Annotated in this window: 14 protein-coding genes; 4 read left to right on the top strand and 10 right to left on the bottom strand. The window is 51.6% G+C overall.

Annotation, left to right across the window (positions count from 1 at the left end):
* Positions 1–20: 20 nt before the first annotated feature.
* Positions 21–1280, bottom strand: coding sequence for a ribonucleotide-diphosphate reductase subunit beta (locus ACGHTT_RS04350; protein ID WP_390593744.1), 1260 nt, complete (start codon positions 1278–1280; stop codon positions 21–23).
* 754 nt (positions 1281–2034) lie between these two features.
* Between ACGHTT_RS04350 and ACGHTT_RS04355 the strand changes: the two genes are divergently transcribed.
* The 4 genes from ACGHTT_RS04355 (at position 2035) to ACGHTT_RS04370 (ending at position 6376) form a co-directional block, all read left to right on the top strand.
* Positions 2035–3894: a DUF885 domain-containing protein gene (locus ACGHTT_RS04355; protein ID WP_390593745.1), complete on the top strand. Its 1860-nt coding sequence runs from the start codon at positions 2035–2037 to the stop codon at positions 3892–3894.
* A 77-nt stretch (positions 3895–3971) separates the two neighbouring features.
* Positions 3972–5186, top strand: a complete 1215-nt coding sequence (locus tag ACGHTT_RS04360) for an alpha/beta hydrolase (RefSeq protein ID WP_390593746.1) — start codon at positions 3972–3974, stop codon at positions 5184–5186.
* Positions 5187–5457: 271 nt separating this feature from the next.
* Positions 5458–5817 (top strand): L,D-transpeptidase family protein, encoded by a 360-nt coding sequence (locus ACGHTT_RS04365; protein ID WP_390593747.1) that lies wholly within the window; start codon positions 5458–5460, stop codon positions 5815–5817.
* Position 5818: 1 nt separating this feature from the next.
* Entirely contained in the window at positions 5819–6376 is a 558-nt protein-coding gene (locus tag ACGHTT_RS04370) for a hypothetical protein (protein ID WP_390593748.1), read from the top strand.
* Between the two features lie 67 nt (positions 6377–6443).
* Here ACGHTT_RS04370 and maiA read toward each other — a convergent pair whose 3' ends face one another.
* The 9 genes from maiA to ACGHTT_RS04415 form a co-directional block, all read right to left on the bottom strand.
* A complete protein-coding gene (gene maiA, locus ACGHTT_RS04375; RefSeq protein WP_390593749.1) occupies positions 6444–7082 on the bottom strand; it encodes a maleylacetoacetate isomerase in 639 nt (212 codons plus the stop codon).
* Between the two features lie 18 nt (positions 7083–7100).
* Positions 7101–8111 carry a fumarylacetoacetate hydrolase family protein gene (locus ACGHTT_RS04380; protein ID WP_390593751.1) on the bottom strand — a complete coding sequence of 337 codons (1011 nt, stop codon included), beginning with the start codon at positions 8109–8111 and terminating at the stop codon, positions 7101–7103.
* Positions 8112–8133: 22 nt separating this feature from the next.
* Positions 8134–9432, bottom strand: coding sequence for a homogentisate 1,2-dioxygenase (gene hmgA, locus ACGHTT_RS04385; protein WP_390593752.1), 1299 nt, complete (start codon positions 9430–9432; stop codon positions 8134–8136).
* Positions 9433–9573: 141 nt separating this feature from the next.
* Positions 9574–10539, bottom strand: a complete 966-nt coding sequence (locus ACGHTT_RS04390) for a DMT family transporter (RefSeq protein ID WP_390593753.1) — start codon at positions 10537–10539, stop codon at positions 9574–9576.
* Positions 10540–10842: 303 nt separating this feature from the next.
* Entirely contained in the window at positions 10843–12393 is a 1551-nt protein-coding gene (locus ACGHTT_RS04395) for a parallel beta-helix domain-containing protein (protein ID WP_390593754.1), read from the bottom strand.
* A 2-nt stretch (positions 12394–12395) separates the two neighbouring features.
* Positions 12396–13577 (bottom strand): cytochrome-c peroxidase, encoded by a 1182-nt coding sequence (locus tag ACGHTT_RS04400; protein WP_390594977.1) that lies wholly within the window; start codon positions 13575–13577, stop codon positions 12396–12398.
* 59 nt (positions 13578–13636) lie between these two features.
* Complete coding sequence (locus ACGHTT_RS04405) at positions 13637–14245, bottom strand: c-type cytochrome (RefSeq protein WP_390593755.1); 609 nt, start codon at positions 14243–14245, stop codon at positions 13637–13639.
* Between the two features lie 517 nt (positions 14246–14762).
* Entirely contained in the window at positions 14763–17321 is a 2559-nt protein-coding gene (locus ACGHTT_RS04410) for a TonB-dependent receptor (protein WP_390593757.1), read from the bottom strand.
* Between the two features lie 431 nt (positions 17322–17752).
* Positions 17753–18448, bottom strand: coding sequence for a TetR/AcrR family transcriptional regulator (locus ACGHTT_RS04415; protein WP_390593758.1), 696 nt, complete (start codon positions 18446–18448; stop codon positions 17753–17755).
* Positions 18449–18502 lie beyond the last annotated feature (54 nt).

Raw genomic sequence — 18502 nt, forward strand, 5'->3', positions numbered from 1 at the left:
GTGCGTGCGACCAGGAATGATTATTCCCAGCTTAGGGCTCCACCTGTCTGATATTCGATAACGCGGGTTTCAAAGAAGTTTTTCTCTTTGCGCAAATCCATGATCTCGCTCATCCATGGGAATGGATTTTGCGCGCCAGGGAACTGCTCGCCAAGGCCAAGTTGGGCGAGGCGACGGTTGGCAATGAAGTGTAAGTATTCTTCCATGGTGGCGGCGTTCATACCGAGTACACCGCGCGGCATGGAGTCGCGCGCGTAGGCGATTTCCAGCTCAGTGCCTTCCAAAATCATTTGCACTACTTCGGCCTTGAACTCGGTGGTCCAGAGGTGTGGGTTCTCTAGTTTGATCTGGTTGATGACGTCGATGCCGAAGTTGAGGTGCATCGACTCGTCGCGCAAGATGTATTGGAACTGCTCAGCCACACCGGTCATTTTATTGCGACGGCCCATGGATAGAATCTGGGTGAAACCGCAGTAGAAGAAGATGCCTTCGGTGACCACGTAGAAAGCAATCAGGTTGCGCAGCAACTCTTGGTCGGTTTCTGGGGTGCCGGTATTAAAGGTTGGGTCCGACAGCGACTGGGTGTGGTTTAAGCTCCACACCGCCTTGTTGGCCACGGCGGGTAGCTCGCGGTACATGTTGAACACTTCACCTTCGTCCATGCCTAAGGATTCGATGCAGTATTGGTAGGCGTGGGTGTGAATCGCCTCTTCGAAAGACTGGCGCAGAATGTACTGGCGACACTCGGGGTTGGTGATCAAGCGGTAAATGGCTAGCACTAAGTTGTTCGCCACCAGTGAATCAGCGGTAGAGAAGTAGCCGAGCGAGCGCATGACAATGCGGCGTTCGTCTTCTGTCAAACCATCGTTAGACTTCCAAAGAGCCACGTCGGCGGTCATGTTAATTTCTTGCGGCATCCAATGGTTGGCGCAGCCATCGAGGTACTTCTGCCAGGCCCATTCATATTTGAATGGCACCAATTGGTTTAAGTCGGCGCGGCAGTTGATCATACGTTTGTCGTCGACTTGAATGCGCTTGGCGCCCATTTCTAGGTCGGCAGCACCGGCGGCGGTGTCGAGCTCGGCAATAGCGGCGCGCGCGCGCTCTATAGCTTCGGCATCGGCGACTTCGGCGGCGGAGGTTTTAGCGGCCGCTTGGGCCGCTACCGGCTCTGCGCTAGCAGTGCGCAGCTCGGGAGCTGGCGCCGCGGCAGCGGCCGGTTGCGGTTCGGATTTTGTTTTTATAGGGGCTTCGGTTTCGTAGTCGTCCCAACTCAACATGGTCAATGGTCCTTAAACTGCTTTAAATATTGTTGTTTGTCGCTGCAGGGGCAGCGAATGTACTTTCAGGGTGACATTTAGGCGATAAGCCGTGGCGACATCCTGTTACCTAGCGGTGATTTCAGATTCAGTGTTCGTTATTGCTGGCTGGCCAGCGATAAATCGTAACGTCTTACGCGAAACAGACAGTGCCTTTGGCTTAAGTAAGCGGCCGCTTTGGGCCCGCTTCACTATGGCTGCTTTATCCGCTTGCTAAGTCTTAGCAAGTACCTTCTTCAGCACTATTGATTGGGGTTTATTCTAACCGCTACCACAAGATATGCAAATTCTAATTTGCAATAACACAATATGTAGGTTCGCCTGTGGATAAGGTGTGTATCAGGTGTGTATGGATTGTGGGTTCTGGCCGCAAACCTAGCTGCCAGCGGCTCGGTCGGCGCGGGGCTTAAAAACGGTGCCGACAGTGGGCGATAATTGGGTTAGTAATTATTTACACGGCAGCCGTCATCTTGTGGCTCTGGCTTGGTCAATCGTCCTAATAGACTCAGCCGATGGGCGAGCGTTTTGGTTTGATCGAGTTGGCATGATGGGGCAGTTTGTGACCTAGCCTACAGATTTCCGAGCGATCAAGTGGCGTTACCTTGTTTGAACTGAACGCGATGGCAGTCGGTAGTCAATTCAGCTGAGCCAAATCTACACCAAGACCAAAAGTACATGCGATTAAAAGACCATATAAAATAAGGGGCACAATATCATGGGTAAATTTACCTATTCCGCGTTAGCCATAGGGCTGGCGCTTTCCGTGTTCGGCTGCTCGGAATCGACTGAGCCAACCGTCAAACAACCCCAAATTGCAGTTAGCGTAGAAACAGAGGTTAGCGCCGATGTCTACGAGGCGGCCAGCCAGCGGTTATTCCGCTCGCGCCCGGTTTCTGCCACGCTCTACGGTTTATCGGAAGCGGGCGCTGGTGGCGCTTATGCGCACAAGCTAGACCTCTTTGACCCGGCCTCGGAAGCTCTGATGCGTAAAGAGTTACGTGTGTTGCAGTCGACTATCGAAGCCATGCCGGCACCCAGTTCGGCGGCTGAGCGCGAAAACCAGGAAGTGATGGCGAGCGTTGTGCGCTATTTTGCCGGCAACCCAGATTTCTCCATTGGTTATATCGATACGTGGATGGGCTTATCGCCGTTCATCATCAATCAAATTAACGGTCCGCTGATTGATATTCCTGGCTTCATGAAAGCTGACCAGCCCATTCGCAACGAAAAGGATGCCCAGGATTATTTAGCGCGTTTGGCCAGTTTCGACCAGATGACGCAGTCTGTCATCGATAAATTTCAGGCCGATGCCAAGGCCGGCTGGCTGCCACCAAAAGTGACTTTAACTGGTGCACTGCGTTATCTGGCCAATTTCCTCGCGGCTGAACCCGCACAGCATTCCTTAGTGACCAGCTTTGCCGACAAGCTGAATAAAGTAGACAGCCTCAGTGCCGACCAAAAAGCCGCGTTGACTGCTGCCGCGATCGAGCAGGTGACGCAGGTTGTTTACCCCGCTTATAAAAATGTTGCGACTCAGGTGGAGGCTGCGCTACCTAAGGCAACGGATGCATCGGGTATTTGGGCTCAGCCAAAGGGCGCCGAGTACTACCAAGATGCGATTCACATGTTGGGCGATAGCGATCTCTCCGCCGAGGCGATTCATAGCTTAGGCTTAAGCGAAGTGGCCCGGATTTCAAAAGAAATGGACACCATTCTTGTCGCTCAAGGCTACAAGGATGGCAGTGTTGGTGCGCGTATGGCGGCCATTAATGAAGAGCCAATATTTTTGTACGAAGATTCTGACGCTGGCCGCGCGGCTTTGTTGGCCGATATAAACGGCTACATTACCGAGATGACGCTGGCCATGGCGCCGTTGTTTAAAACCGCACCGCCCTATGCGGTAGAAGTGCGTGCGTTTTCGAAAGAGACCCAGGATGGCGCACCGGGCGGCCAATACACCTCGCCCTCAGTGGATGGTTCTAAACCAGGTATTTATTGGATCAACCTGCGCGACATGAAGGCCAACCCCACCTTCGGTTTAAAAACGCTCACCTACCACGAAGCTAACCCAGGTCACCACTGGCAAATAGCCTTGAATCTTGCGCAAGAAGACTTGCCGTTTCTTCGTCGCATCGCGCCTTACAATGCCTACGCCGAAGGTTGGGCTTTATATTCAGAGCGCTTGGCGGCCGAAATGGGCATGTATAAAGACGACCCTTTTAGTGACTTGGGTCGTTTGCAAGCCGAACTATTTCGCGCGGTACGTTTAGTGGTTGATACTGGCATGCACAGCAAGCAGTGGACGCGGGAGCAAGCCATCGACTATATGGCCAGCACGACCGGTACGGCGCAATCCGATGTGGTCTCAGAAATTGAGCGCTACATGGCGTGGCCGGGTCAGGCCTTGGGTTACAAGTTGGGCCAGTTGAAAATATTATCCATCCGCGAAGCCGCCAAAGCTAAGTTGGGTGATAAATTTGATCTGGCTGAATTCCACGATGTTGTGTTGCTCGGCGGTGCAGTGCCCATGCACGTGCTCGATGAAAAAGTCAGTGCTTGGATAGCAACGAAATAAGGCCATTGATAAAAAAGCCGAGCTTAGCCTCGGCTTTTTTATCGCTGAAATTTGCTCACCTGTGAGAGGCAAGCTGAATGAAAATTTTTCTTGGGTTAATACTCGGATCGCTACTCGCCATGAACACCCATGGGTTAGAGCCCATCGTGGCTGGCTACACGGGCGAACATTCGTCGCAGGTGTTAAAACAAACGCGACGTTACTCGGTGTCTTTACCGGAGCGCTATTATGCCGACGCCCGTTCTTATGCCGTCTTGTATGTGATCGACGCAGATTTTCAATTTCAGCATGTGTCGGCACTTGCTCGGAGCATGGCAAGGCTGGGAAAAATTCCCGCCATGATTGTTGTGGGTGTGGCTAATAATGGCCCCAGTGATTATGTCTTTAGCACGACCTGGGCGATAGCCAGTGAACCTGATTACGGCGGCGCAGCAGCCTATTCCCAGTATTTAAATACCGAATTAATTCCGCTCATCGATCGGTATTATCGCACCAATACAGACAGAGCACTGGCTGGTTACTCCCTAGGTGGGTTGTTTAGCCTTTATGAGTGGAGCCAAGCACAATCCTCCTTTAACGCTTTTCTCGCGATGAGTCCGAGTGCGTGGTTTGACGATGAGCGCTTTAAAACAACTTTAGAAAATAAGCTCAACAATAACACACTACCTGCGCCATTATTTTTAACGTTAGCTAATGAGCGAGACATGGGTGTTACACCTTTGGCCGATCTGCTGGCAGAGAAAGGAAAGCAGCCGTTTTATTGGCAGTATAAGACATACCCCAATGAAACCCATTACACAATGGCGTTACCGGCGCTATACGATGGTTTGCAGTTTTTAACGCCAAATTATTTTCTCGATGTAAAAGACCTGATGGCATACGCGGATTATGAAGATGTGTTTGCAGTCTTTGAACGCAAGAAAGCCCAGTGGTCCGGTTTTTCCTTTAGTTGGTTGCAGGCATACACCTTGGCGAAATATTTTTATCACAGCAACCAGATGGATAAGGTTGAAGAGGCCATGGCGAAAGCGCGCAAACAATTTCCGGCGTCTCATGGGGAGTTGGTGACGCAGTTGAGCAAGGCGCTCCATAAGCTCGACCAGCCGGAACGCACCAGGGCTCTGTTATTAACGGTATCGGATAAACAGCAGCAACAAGCGGATTGGATGCAGCAAATGAGTTTAACCTATACCAAGGAATCTGCGGATGCTAAGCGCTACCATGAAAAAGCCTTGCTCTTAGCGCGACAGCATAAATTGGCTAGCTGGGAAGTTTTAGAGTTGCAGCCTTAGTGCTATCGGTGCAAGCCCATAGGTTTTCAGCTGAAAGTCTTTGCAGCGTCGGTACCCGAGCCTTGTGGACTATTGATGCGAGTTATCATTTCGGTATTTCTTTGGCACCTAATTCAACGCCAGCGCCAAGCTAAGATTGTAAGTGTATTTCTATTGTGGTTCGATGTTGCAGGTTGCTAGACCTGCAACCGAGTACGCAGTGAGTTGTAACCCTTTTGTTTCAAAAGGGTTACATCGGAAAATACTTACCATTATTACAGGATGTATTGAGATGTATAAAATTACGGTAACCCGAGGCGAGGAAGACGGGACGCTGACCTTTAACGGCGGCGGAAAAATGATCTCCACGAAATGTTATTGGAACCTAGACAAGAAAATTCCCGCCGGTACCTATGCCAACTGTTCTGCCACAACCATGTCTAGAAAGAAAAACTCCAAGGGTAATCCAAGAGAAGCGGTTTTTCTGCCGAACGTTACAGGTTTTTCTGGCATATTTATTCATATGGGCAAGCCGCCCTATGCGCAGTGGTCTGATGGTTGCATTGTCATCGAGGAAAGTAAGATTATCGATATATACAAAGCTATCACACCAAAAAATGGCCACAACGTTACTGTTGTTATCAGTGGGTAAAATGATGAAAAATTTAATCGCTTGTTGTTTGGTGGTGTTGGTCGCTTGCGCCAGTATTGATGCGGCTGAGCAGCCCAGTGGCGACACTCAGGACTTCTATTTGTTATTGTCTGGCTTGCTAAATGTCAATCAAGATGAATACGTTTTTATCGATAGCTCCGGCAAGACAGCTGTTGATGAATTAAAGATGTTCAAGGCGCTTGAGCAAATATATATCACCAATATAGAGCCGGACCTGAACGATAACAGCTTCAGCGTCGAGCGTCTCAAGCTGGTGATGTTTTTTGCCTTCTATGCCGAGCAGCGCAATGCTTCCGCATTTCAGGAGTATTTGGCAGCGGATTTAATGCCTATTTACCTAGGCAATAAAAACACCTTCGTGAAAATTCTGAAAGAGTTGCCATTTTTGACGGCGGCCAACTGCGCTAGGTTGAACGCCTATTTTGGTCACGAAGGTATGAATGAAGATAAAAAGCCTGACTTTATTAAAACCAACAAGGCTTTGTTCCAACAGACCTTGGAAAGTACCCAATACAGTCAATGTATGACGTTTTTTTGAGCGGCGAACAAATAGCAAGCAGCGGGTAGTTTTTAACGCAGACTTGGCGCTTAGTTATCCTTAATAACTACCCTTGTGCATCAGGTTGGTTTTCCGGTTTGGCATCGGCGAATGCGGGCAAGCTGTTGCAGTGTTGATAAACGGCCATGAGTGCTGGAAATGCCGAGAGGTCTACATTAAATCGCTCGGCATTGTAGATTTGTGGAATCAGGCAAACATCAGCCAAGGTGGGATTGTTGCCAAAGCAGAATTTACCGCCGTGCTTCTTTACCGATAACTCCAAGGCCTCAAAGCCGGATTGGATCCAGTGCGCATACCAGGCATTTTTTTGTGCTTCGCTGGCACCCAGTTCACCGGTGATGTATTTCAGCACCCGTAAATTATTAAGCGGGTGAATATCGCAAGCAATGGCGAGAGCAAAGGCGCGAATTTGCGCCTGTTGCCAGTTATCGCCTGGCAGCAAGCTGGGCTTTGGGTGCTCTAATTCTAGCCACTCCATAATCGCAATCGATTGCCCGAGCATGCCTTGTTCAGTTTCCAGCGCGGGAACCAAACCCTGTGGATTTTTTTGCGTGTAGTCAGCGGATTTTTGCTCACCTTTTAATAGCGAAACAAAGGCGAGATCTACCGGCACTCCTTTCAGGTTGAAGGCAATGCGTGCGCGGTAGGCGGCTGATGAACGAAAATAACCGTACAGGGTTGGCATATTACATCCTTTTAATTGTTAAGCGTATTTGACCAGCGTTTGCTCGATACTGCCAAAAATAGATTGACCGTTTTCGTCGCGCATTTCTATTTTTACTTTGTCGCCAAATTTCATGAAGGCGGTGCTGGGTTTGCCGTCGCGAATGGTTTCGATCATGCGAATTTCGGCAATGCAGGAGTAACCCACGCCGCCCTCCTCAATGGAGGTGCCGTGGCCGGTACCTTGTTTGTTCGATACCGTGCCCGAGCCAATAATGGCACCAGCGCCCATGTTGCGCGATTTTGTCACGTGAGCAATTAATTGACCGAAGTGGAAAGTCATGTCGGTGCCGGCTTCGGGTTTGCCGAAGGCTTTATCATTGAGATACGACAGCAGCGGCAAGGATAATTTGCTGCCGTCCCAGGCATCGCCTAATTCATCGGGTGTCACTGCCACGGGAGAAAAAGCCGAGGCTGGTTTGGATTGGAAGAAGCCAAAACCCTTGGCCAGTTCGCCGGGAATTAAGCCGCGTAGGGACACGTCGTTTACCAACATCACTAAGCGGATATGTTTTTTGGCATCCTCGGCATTGGTAGACATAGGTACGTCACCCGTCACGATGGCGATTTCGGCTTCGAAGTCTACGCCCCATTCATCACTAGGCAGTGGGATGTCGTCGCGCGGGCCAATGAAGTCGTCCGAGCCGCCTTGGTACATCAACGGATCTGTCCAAAAAGTGTCAGGCATTTCGGCGTTGCGCGCTTTGCGCACCAATTCCACGTGATTGACGTAGGCACTGCCATCGGCCCATTGATAGGCGCGCGGTAAGGGCGAAGCGCACTCGCTTTCGTTAAAACTAAAGCTGCCCGTGGCTTTGCCTGCGTTTAAGTCTTTATATAGGGCTTCGAGTTTGGGTGCACAGGTGTCCCAGTTATCGAGCGCCGCCTGCAAGGTAGGGGCAATGTGGCTGGCTTTTACTGCCTTTTGTAAATCTTTACTGACAAGGATGAGCGCGCCATCTCGGCCGGATTTTTGTGATGCTAATTTCATAGTGGTTTCCTTAAGCGTTGGCTCATGATTGGGCGCTGAAATGTTTCTTGAGGTTATCCCAGCATTTAACGTAGTCCACTTGGCGCGCTTCTGTGGTCATGGCGAAGCGCGTGGGGGTGATGGCGTAACGGGATTCAAACATAAACGCCAGCGTATTGTCATAGCGCTGTGGTTTTAGTTCGGCATTGCTGGCTTTTTCAAACACAGCCGCCTCTGGCCCGTGTGGGCTCATGCAGTTATGCAGGCTGGCGCCGCCGGGTTCGAAGCCCTTTTCTTTGGCGTCGTAAACGCCGTGAATTAAGCCCATGAATTCGCTCATGATATTGCGGTGATACCAAGGCGGGCGAAAGGTGTCGTCGGCTACCATCCAGCGCGGAGGGAAAATGACGAAGTCGCAATTGGCCACACCAGGGGTATCCGAAGGGGCGCTAATCACGGTGAAAATGGATGGGTCTGGGTGGTCGAAGCTAACGGTGTTGATCACGTTAAAGCGCGACAAGTCGTATTTGTAGGGCGCAGAGTTGCCGGTCCAAGCGACAACATCGAGGGGCGAGTGGCCGATACTGGCGCTGAAAAAGTGGCCGCCGTATTTACACACTAATTCGAACTTGCCCTCGCGATCTTCATAGGCTGCGACCGGGTATTGAAAGTCGCGATCGTTGGCATAGCCGTTGGCGCCCACGGGGCCCCGCTCGGGGAGGGCGAAGGCGGCCCCGTAATTTTCACACAGGTAGCCACGGGCGCTGGCCTCTAACAGCACGACCCGGAATTTCATGCCGCGGGGAATGACGGCAATATCGCCCGGCGCGATATCGAGCAAGCCGCACTCAGTATGCAGACGCAGTTTTCCCTGCTGCGGCACAAATAATAATTCGCCATCGGCGTTGTAAAAAAACCGATCCTGCATGGACTGGTTGATTAAATACACGTGAATGCCGATACCCACTTGCACGGCTGCATCACCGTTGGCTGCGAGTGTGACCAAGCCGTCGATAAAATCTTGCGGCTGGGTCGGGATTGGCAGTGGCGACCAGCGCAGCATGTTTGGCACCGGCGGCTGTTCCGTTATCGGACCTGTGCGGGTAAGTGTCGCGCCAGTATAGGCGGCGTAATCACCTTGTTGGGCCGAAGGGCGGATGCGGTAAAACCAGGTGCGGCGGTTGTGCGCACGGGGCGCGGTGAACGCGGTGCTGCTGAACTGCTCGGCGTAGAGGCCAAAGGCGACTTTTTGTGGGCTGAACTGACCCACGGGCAGGGCGCCAGGTAGGGCCTCGGTTTCATGTTCGTTGTCGAAGCCGGTTAAATATCGCAAGGGTTCCATGAACTTGGCTCTTGGTGATGACGAGGCGTCAATTTAGTTACAAGTGTAACCAATGTCAAACCTTTCGCGGCCCCAGAGGTAAATAACCGGCAAGTTTGCCGGTTATTTAACGGGGTAGTGCGCGTTTACTCGCCGCCTAAATCAGGTAGCTGCTTTTGCTGTGCGCGCCGTGAGTGGGTTTTGCAACACCCAAATACCCAGCAATACAAGCGCCATGCCGATCGCGTGATACGCGGTAAAGTGCTCATCTAGCAACCAAATAGCAAGTAGGCTGGTGACTACGGGGCCGGCATTGCCCATCAGGCTTACCTGCTCTGGCCCAATGCGGCGCACCGCTTCGCTACCCATAAAGGCTGGCAACACGGTGCAGAACAGGGCTAGGCTGGCAATGACCCACCACACCGCCGTTGGCCATTGGCTAAAGGTGGCAAGGTTAATGGGTTGATGCAGCGCTTGATGCAGGGTCATTACCAATGTTGATGACAGCATGACCACGCAAGTAAAAGGAATAGAGCCCATGCGCTGAATGGGGCCGCGGCTCAACACCATGTAGCTGGCGAAAACCAATGCGGCGAGTAACACCAGACTTGCCCCTAAGGTGACGTCTGCACCTAGCGCCTGCCTGTCCATCATGAACATTAAACCAAGCCCCGCGTAGGTAAGCAGTGCACACTGCCACATGGTTTTTTTGATCGGGCGTTTAAACCAGAGCCAGCCCAATAGCACGGTAAAAATAGGGTAGGAAAATAACAGCATGCGCTCTAATTGTGCAGGAATGTATTCCAAGCCTTTCATGTCGAGCCAGCCGGAAACATAGGAGCCGATCACGCCTAAGCCGCTGGCAAACAGTAGATCTTTGAGCGTGACGCGGTAGTAGCGCATGGACCACAGGCCAATGACTAAGAACGCCGGTGCCGATAGCAGCAGTCGAAAAAACATTAAACTGCTGGCGTCTAAACCGTAGGCGTAAGCCCACTTAATAAAAATAGGTTTGGCCGAAAAGAGCGTGATCGAGCCGATCGCTAAAGCCACGGCAACTGCGTCAGCTGGTGGTTCGGCTGGCTTGAATTGGGAGTTGTGTCGTAAGTTGGGTGGTTCGTCGTCCATTGTAAAGTCCTTCCTTTTGGATAAAAGGCGACAAAGGCGACAGGGTGAGAAACACAGTTAACACATTCCGCCGCATTTGCAGCCGGTGTGTTAATAGAAAATTTAGCTCAACACACCCGCCATCAACATCACGCGCCATGTGGCGGTAATGCTGCGTGTGCAGACGAGATGTAGAGGGGCGAGCGAGTACATGGATAATTCCTTTATTAAGTGCTCGACAGTAATCGGTGGGGAAATCAAAGGCAAGAAAAAATTGTCGCGGCATTAAATCAGGGCGCGGGTGCGCCCTGATTTATTTATAGACTATTGATCTTGATTGAGTGCTGGATCATTAAATCGACCGCGGTTGTCGACACCGAGCATGTACTTAGCAACGGCTAGACGCATCTCTGGGTCTAGGTAATCTTGCGCCGGCATCTCTGGGTAGTCCTCGCGCTTTTTCGTCGGTTTCGCGATGTATTCAGCCAAGCCCTCGGGGTTATCCATGTACAGCGCCTGAATAATTTGAACGGGTGGGCCAATCATGCGGATATTGTAAGCGTGGCAGCCGGTGCAAACACCGAAGTATGCCATTTTGCCTTTTTCATCGGGTGTGAAAGGGTGTGGTTCTGCCGGCTCGGGTAATAGATAGCTCACGGTGGCCGCAGTGGTGTCAAAGCCACAGGTGCCATAATCTTTTAAACCGACAGCGATGTATTTGGTGCGATCTAAAATACAACTATCTTTACTTTCACCCACGTTCAAAATATCCACGTCGCCCTGGGTGAAGGTGGCAACTTTGAGCGCCTTAATTTCATCAATCGGCTCGTAGCCATTGTTGAACATGAGGTTGTCGAGAATAGCGACTTTGTCCGAGTGGGGCTCTGAGTCTGGATCGATGGTGATGTTGGCGAAGCTGTGGTGATCGGTTATTACTATGCCAATGTTCTTATTGTTGGTGATGATATTGCCTTCGATGGTCACTTCGTCGGCGGCCATCACGATGATGCCTGTACCGGCCGGAACACCGGCCACAATGGAGCCTGGTGCACCGAAGTTTTTGTGGTTGTTGTCGTTGATAAAATTATTGCGAATAATCACATCGTAAGTGGTTTTAATTGGCAGGCCTGGAGTGATAAACGCCAGAATGCCGCCGGTGTTGTTGTACACCTTATTATTTTCTACCACCGAGTGGCGTGAGTTTTCGATTTCAATGCCGGCCACGTTTTCAAATACTTCGTTGTTGTTGACGTGAATGTTGTCGCACATGCCCACGTAAATAGCGGCGTCTTCAATGCCGCTTAATACATTGCGTTCAATCAAACCATTTTTACCTAGCTGTGGGAAAATACCGTACACGCCGGTGTCGACTACATGGTTGTTGCGGATCAAAAAGTTATTGCCGGCCTGGCCCATAATTGCGTTACCCTTGTAATGGGTAATGCGCAAGTTTTCCACGGTGATGTTGTTGCCAGAGTAGAGTACGGCATCGTTGAGTTTGTGTTCGCCTTCGAGCACGGGCCACTTGCCCTCTTTGATCACACCGGTTAACCAAATATCGTCTTTATCGATATACACCGTTTCTTTATAAGTGCCTGGGTGAACGCGAATTACGTCGCCGGGCTGGGCGTTTTTTACCGCCGCTTGGATGGATTGACCATTGGTCACATCAATAAATTTTCCACTGCTGCCAGTGGCTCCCACCGAGGCGTCGAGCTTGGCGCCGGCTTGTAGCTTTGTGCCATCATTTTTTGCGTAGCGATCGCTGCCGCCGACAATGGTTGCCGCATTATTTGACGCTAGGCTGCTACCGAGCCATACACCACCGGCGACCAGGCCGACAGCGATAACCACTGTGATTAATTTATTGCTCATTTTTATTCTCCTTGTGAAGCCTGGGTAATTTTTTGTCTAAGTGCCGGGGGAAGCAGTCCTACCGGCGGTAAACCCGATGGCACTGACGTTGGAATGCTGGGGCTGAAGGTTTCATCGCTAAGGGTGCCCATAAAGGTCACCAGCAAATCCAATTCTGACTCGGTCAATTTTGGTTCCCAAATGTGCCAGTGCAGCACCATGTTTTTGTTTTGCTCCTCGGTAAGCGCATGGCCGCGGCCGAGGGTGTAAAATTCGGTTGCCTCGCGCAATGTATCGAAGCTGCCCGAGTGCATGTAGGGTGCAGTTTTTGTAATGTTGCGCAGGCTTGGCACTTTAAAGCCGCCGCGCCACGTGGGGTTGTTAAATATTGCTTCGGCACCGCGATCAAATGTTCGACCTTCGGGTTCTGCGACGCCGATAACAGCGATTTGCTGATTGGTAAACAGCGGTGGGGTATGGCATTCCGCACAGCGCGCGACGAAAGACCGGAATACGTTTAAGCCTTCTTTTTCTTCATCGTTTAACGCATCGTGAAAGCCATGCGCGTAATGATCGTAGCGGCTATTGAGCGACACTAAGGAGGTTTCAAACGCCGCTATAGCGAGATAGATTTTATCCAAGTCAATGTCCTTGCCCTGATTTGGAAAGGCTTGCGCAAACAATGCTTTGTAGTGCGCATTGCCATTGAGGTCAGTCAATAATTGCACTGGATTATTGCCCATCTCCACCGGCGAATAGAGTGGCCCTTGCATCTGCTCTTCCAAACTTTGCGCCCGCGCATCCCAAAAAAAGCGGGTGAGAAAAGCCATGTTCCACAGGCTGGGTGCGGCGCGGTTGGCTTCTTTTCCAGCAATGCCTTGCGAGCGCGGTAAGCCGTCGGCGAAACCCAGTTGCGGGTGATGACAACTAGCGCATGAGAGGGTGTGGTCACCCGATAAAATGGGGTCGAAAAATAATATGCGACCTAAGTCAATCTGCTCGGGGCTGAACCCGTCCCGCCGCGCCGGTAGGGCAGTTTTCAAACCGCCTACACCGCGGTTGTACAGGGAGTTGTATTGATCGTACAGACTGTGCAGTTTGCAGCCATTGCTCGGGTCTAGACTAAAGCCTGGTGGGCAATGCTGCGCCAGCGTCACGGGCGCGGTAGAGACCGCACTTGAGCCTGCCGCGCCGACAGCGTGCAGGCTAAGTAGCGCAACGAGTGCGCCTTGTGAGGAGCATCTGCTTAGCAATCGAGTCGCCATCATTTCAGTGTGTTTATGTAGCTCAGGAGGTCGATGAGTTCTTGTTCGGTGACGGTGTTTACCATCATGGCCATTTGCCGGCCGTATTTATCTGCTTGTGCTGCACCTCTGTGTCCGGCTTTGAAGGCCGCAAATTGACGCAGCATATAGGCGTCGCCAACGCCGACCAGCGCTGGGGCGTTTAACGCCTCATTACCTTCAGCTTTAGCGCCATGGCAAGCGCCGCATTTCATGTTGTACTGCTTGTAACCTGCGTCCGTATTGCCAGACAGCGTAGCGGTAGGGGCGGTTCGTGGTAATGCGGCAATATAGCTGGAAACCGCGTTTATGGCGGCTTGATCGGGTAGGGTTGCAGTCATGCCGCGCATTTGTTGGCCGTAAATATCGGCGCTGTCGGTTCCCCTGAGTCCTGCTTTGAAATGCATTAACTGGCGCGCTAAATAGCTTGCAGATTGCCCCGCTAATGCCGGTGCATGCATGGCTGGTACGCCCTCGGCTTGTTGACCGTGGCAGGCGGCGCAAGTGCTATAAAGCGCTTTGCCATCTTGGCTGTGTGCTAAGCCGGCAGCGGCTAGAAGGATCGCGCCTAGGATTGTTTTCATAAACATAGTGGTGCTCTTTGTTTGCCTCAAGATCTTGTGAGTTTAGATCCGTCCCAGTATTTTTCTGCTTACATCTTATCTGGTACGCTAGTGCCACATCGTTTTACGAATTATACGGAAGTGACAAAAAATAAACAGCCCACCAATAGGGGTTTGGCGCGTGTTTCATCGTATTGGCATTTTGTTTCCAATGAATCGGGCTGAAATGAGATGTAACGGGTGTTCGCTAATGCGCCCAATGCCGCGATTTGAGGCGCAGTTAAGCCGGATTGTGCAAGGTTTGCTGCTTATTGCTGCATACCTTGGGTGTAGGCGTTGCTTTGGTTGGTATATGAATTTACATCAACGTCAAACTGGCGCTGGGCGCTTCAACTTCAATCGTCGATCTCCTTAGTCCCGCTCGACCGGACAGGCATTTTAGGGGCGATTTTTATGGGCACAATAACACCGTTTAAGTAACCCCAACCACGCTAGGGTGGTTGGGGTTTGTCCTTGAAAAAAGACGTGGAATGTACCGAGCCAGTTACAGGTTGTAGCGCAGATCAATGCCGTAGGTGCGCGGTGCTGAGATGTCGAGATAACCGGTACCGAAGACGTCCAGGGTGCGGCCGCCAAGGCTATTGGTAACTTTATTGTCCAGTAGGTTGTGGCCCCAAAGCGCCAGCTCGTAATGGCCATTATTGCTGGTCCAGCTTAGGCGAGAGTTCAGCCGTTTGGCGTCTTCGCCAAAGTAGGGAATGGGCGTGTCGACACCGCCAATGTTGACCGAGGTGATGGCCGCGGGATCGGATTCGGCACTGTTCTCTGCATACACATAGTCGGCATGCCAATTGATCGAGCCAACGCTCACCTCTGGCGCCCAGTCAAAGGTGAGGGTGTAGGCTGTGTCTGTGGTGCCCGTTTCTTTGTCGGACTGTAGCTCGCCAATGGCGTTGTAGAAGGGCTCCCAGCTAGATTCTTGGTCGCGAACCGTGGTCACGAGGCCGAGCCGAACGGTATCTGTGGGCAGCCAGTCAAAGGTAATTTCAAAACCGTTGAACTGCTGATCGCCGTTGATCACCCGTGGTAACGCATTTACCTGGCCTGGTGGCTTTGACTCAACACTGCGTTGGCGGCCGTCAATCGCCATATCGAAATAACTAAATTGCACTCGGGCTTTGCCATCGAAGAGGTCGCCCTTTATGCCTAATTCGATGTTGGTCACCTCTTCAGGTTTGATGGGTGTGTCGGCGGTACTTTGATCTAGGCTGTCAAAGCCGCCGGATTTATAGCCCGTGGCATAGGACAGGAAGGTCATGACATCATCATTGATATCATATTGACCGACCAACCGGCCGGTGACTTTACGCCAGGTTTCCGAGGCGTTAATGATTTGATCACCCACCACATAGCCGTCGCCGGCGCGGAAAACGACGGGTTCAATAGGGGCGGTGCCTGGCACTGTCGCGCGGTCGAAGTTAACCCCGGGCACTTGCCAGCTGAAATCTTTTTTGTCGTTGCTGTAGCGCAAGCCGGCTAAAACCCGGAAGTCGTCGGTCAGGGTGAACTCACCGTCGGCAAAAAGGCCGTAATTGACAAATTTGCCTTCGTTAAGCACCGACTCCTGCCACGCTTGGCCCGCGTGTGATAAACCAAACAGCATGCTGGTGCCTAGAGACTGGGCAACGGCATCGTAATAGACGTCGTCTTGCGGCAGTGGGCCGACGCCGAGCAGGGTGGTAAAGGTGGCCCAATCATTTGGATTCCACAGGTGATCTATAGCATTCAGTGCGGCTAACGACTGTTCAGCTTGCGCCGCTGCGATTGCATCGGCTTCGGCTTGGGTCATAAAGCCTGCTTGAACCGCCGGCGCCGTTTGTTGGTTTACTGCGGCGACAGTACCCTGATAAATCATGCCTTGCAGCATCGGGTTGCTGGTTAAGTCCTGGGTCACAAGGGTGGTAACGGAATCGCCCAGCGCGGTGACTCGGGTGGTTTGGTTCACATTTTCAACCGAGTAGTTTACCCCCACCACACCGCTGAAGGTGTCGCCGGTAAAATTCAGCTGCAGCTCTTCGTACAAAATGTCGTTGTCGAAGATATTGTTGGTGTCTAAGTAGGCCGTGGCGTCGGCGGTGCCGTCTTCTTCTTCGCGGTTGGTGGTTTCGAAGGCGCGATAGCTGTTAATCCACTTTAGGCTGAATTGATCGTTGAACTGGTGCATTAGTTTAGTGCTAACGGCGTACATATCGCGGGTTTCCTCGCCGTTAATCACGTCATTGGCGACCTTGCGTGAGAAGGGGTCGGTATTGAGTGCGCGGTCGCTGAAGCCGATAGCGGTGCGGGGTGAGTTGTCGACTTTGTCCCAGTCGTAAGACACCTGCAAGCTGGTGGCCTCAGTGATATTCCACAGCAAGGCCAGACGGGCGTTTAAGGTATCTTGCTCGCCACTGTCGCGGCCGGCGACGTTGTCGACATAGCCATCGCGTTGATTCGATAGAATATTGGCACGCAAATAAACGGCGTCTGACAAGGGCGCATTAAACATGGCTTCTGTGCGCACTAAACCGTAATTACCGAGTTTCGCGCTCACAAACGCTTCGAGCTCCTCGCTTGGCTTATTTGGCACCATGACAACCGCGCCAGCCGCGGCATTGCGGCCAAACAGTGTACCTTGTGGGCCCTTTAAGACATCGACCTGCGCCATATCTGAGAAAGCAATGGTGGTGGCAGCGGATGGCAAGTAAGCGTCGTCGTAAAATGCGGCCACCGAGGGATCGCCTCCAGCGCTTATGCTGGGGCTGGTAACGCCACGGATGCTCAAGGTGGACTGGGTGACGCCACCACCGACGTCAAAACCCGGAATGTAGGCATCTATGTCGCTCAGGGTGAGAGCGCCAGTATTTGCCATGTCTTTATTGGAAAAGGTATTCACGGCAATGGGCACGTCCATTGCGTTCTGCTCGCGCTTTTGCGCGGTCACGACCACCTCTTCTAGGGCAAGTGTTTCCGCTAGCGCTAGGTAAGGCGCGGCTGCTAAGGGGCAGAGCAGGGCGATCGTTAGGGACAGTCGTGTTTGGGTAAAGCGGGCAGGTGAGCGCATGTTATGACTCCGAATATTATTTTTATCGTGGTCAATTGAGATTAAAGACTCAGGCGTAATTAGACAAGTGTTCAATTGGCACATTTGAACCAACTAGCTTTTGGGTGCATTTGCCCTGCTGGTCGCGTCATGACACCGCCGCGCAATGTGCCTTTTCACCAGGCCGAGAGCCAGTTGTTGACGGATTTCGCGAAACGTAGACTTAACCCAGTCTGTGATAACGCATTGGATGTTGATGACCTAGCGTTGCTTAGTTGGTCAAGGGGTTGCTTCGATGGCGAGCCAAGCCCGCCTGAGTAGGTGTGCTCAGTAAGGCGTAGGTTGTTGAGCTAGGTTTGGCTTGACTAGAGCGCTGACCACCGCAAGGTGAGTCAAACTGGGTAAGTGTAGACGAGGAGCAGGTGGCAAAGGCTCGCCACCTGCTTGCTGCTTTAGCGTTTAACGGCTAGTGCCAACAGCTGGCTAATCATTCGACGAATGGCCTTTTGCGCCTGTTCGAGGTTGAGGATACCTTGGTCGAGCAATAGCAAATACTCCACATACAAGATCACACCATGCACGATGTGAGCATCGGTTTCAGCCTCTTTAGAGCCAAGCACTTTAAAGAAATTCATGATGCTAGTGGTGATATTGGCTTGGGGAATGCAGGCCGTTACTGCCAACGCAGGATTGCGCAGCGCCTCGGTTTTAAACGAGTGCTGGACAATGCGTCTATCTCGGTCATCAACCTGAGCTTTAATGTGCGTCATGATGGCGTTTGTTAGCGCAGTACTGAGCACTTCAAATATTTGAGGGTCGGAGAGATTTGCGCCTTTCAATTTTTCTAATACTGCAAAACCAGTCTCTTCTAACTGCTCGGTTTGCTTGAGCGCATCTTGTGCAAACAAGTTAAAAGCATCAGAAACGAGTTCTTGGATATCTTTAAAGTAATAAGTAGTGGCTGCTAAAGGTACATTTGCTTCTTTAGCAATGGCGCGATGTCTTACGCCGCGTATGCCATCTCTCACAACAATACGTAGGGTGGCTTCTAGAATTGCGCGTCTGCGTTCTCTGCTATCCGCGCGTTGGGCTTTGCGCCCTTGAAATTCAATTGTCTCTGCTCGAGACGTACTAATTACTGCTGTCATTCCCTTACCCTCAGTGTGGTTATTACGGTGGGATGACTTCTAAGTCATGCCCTT

It is taken from the genome of Simiduia litorea (genome assembly GCF_042853465.1).
Taxonomy (GTDB): domain Bacteria; phylum Pseudomonadota; class Gammaproteobacteria; order Pseudomonadales; family Cellvibrionaceae; genus Simiduia; species Simiduia litorea.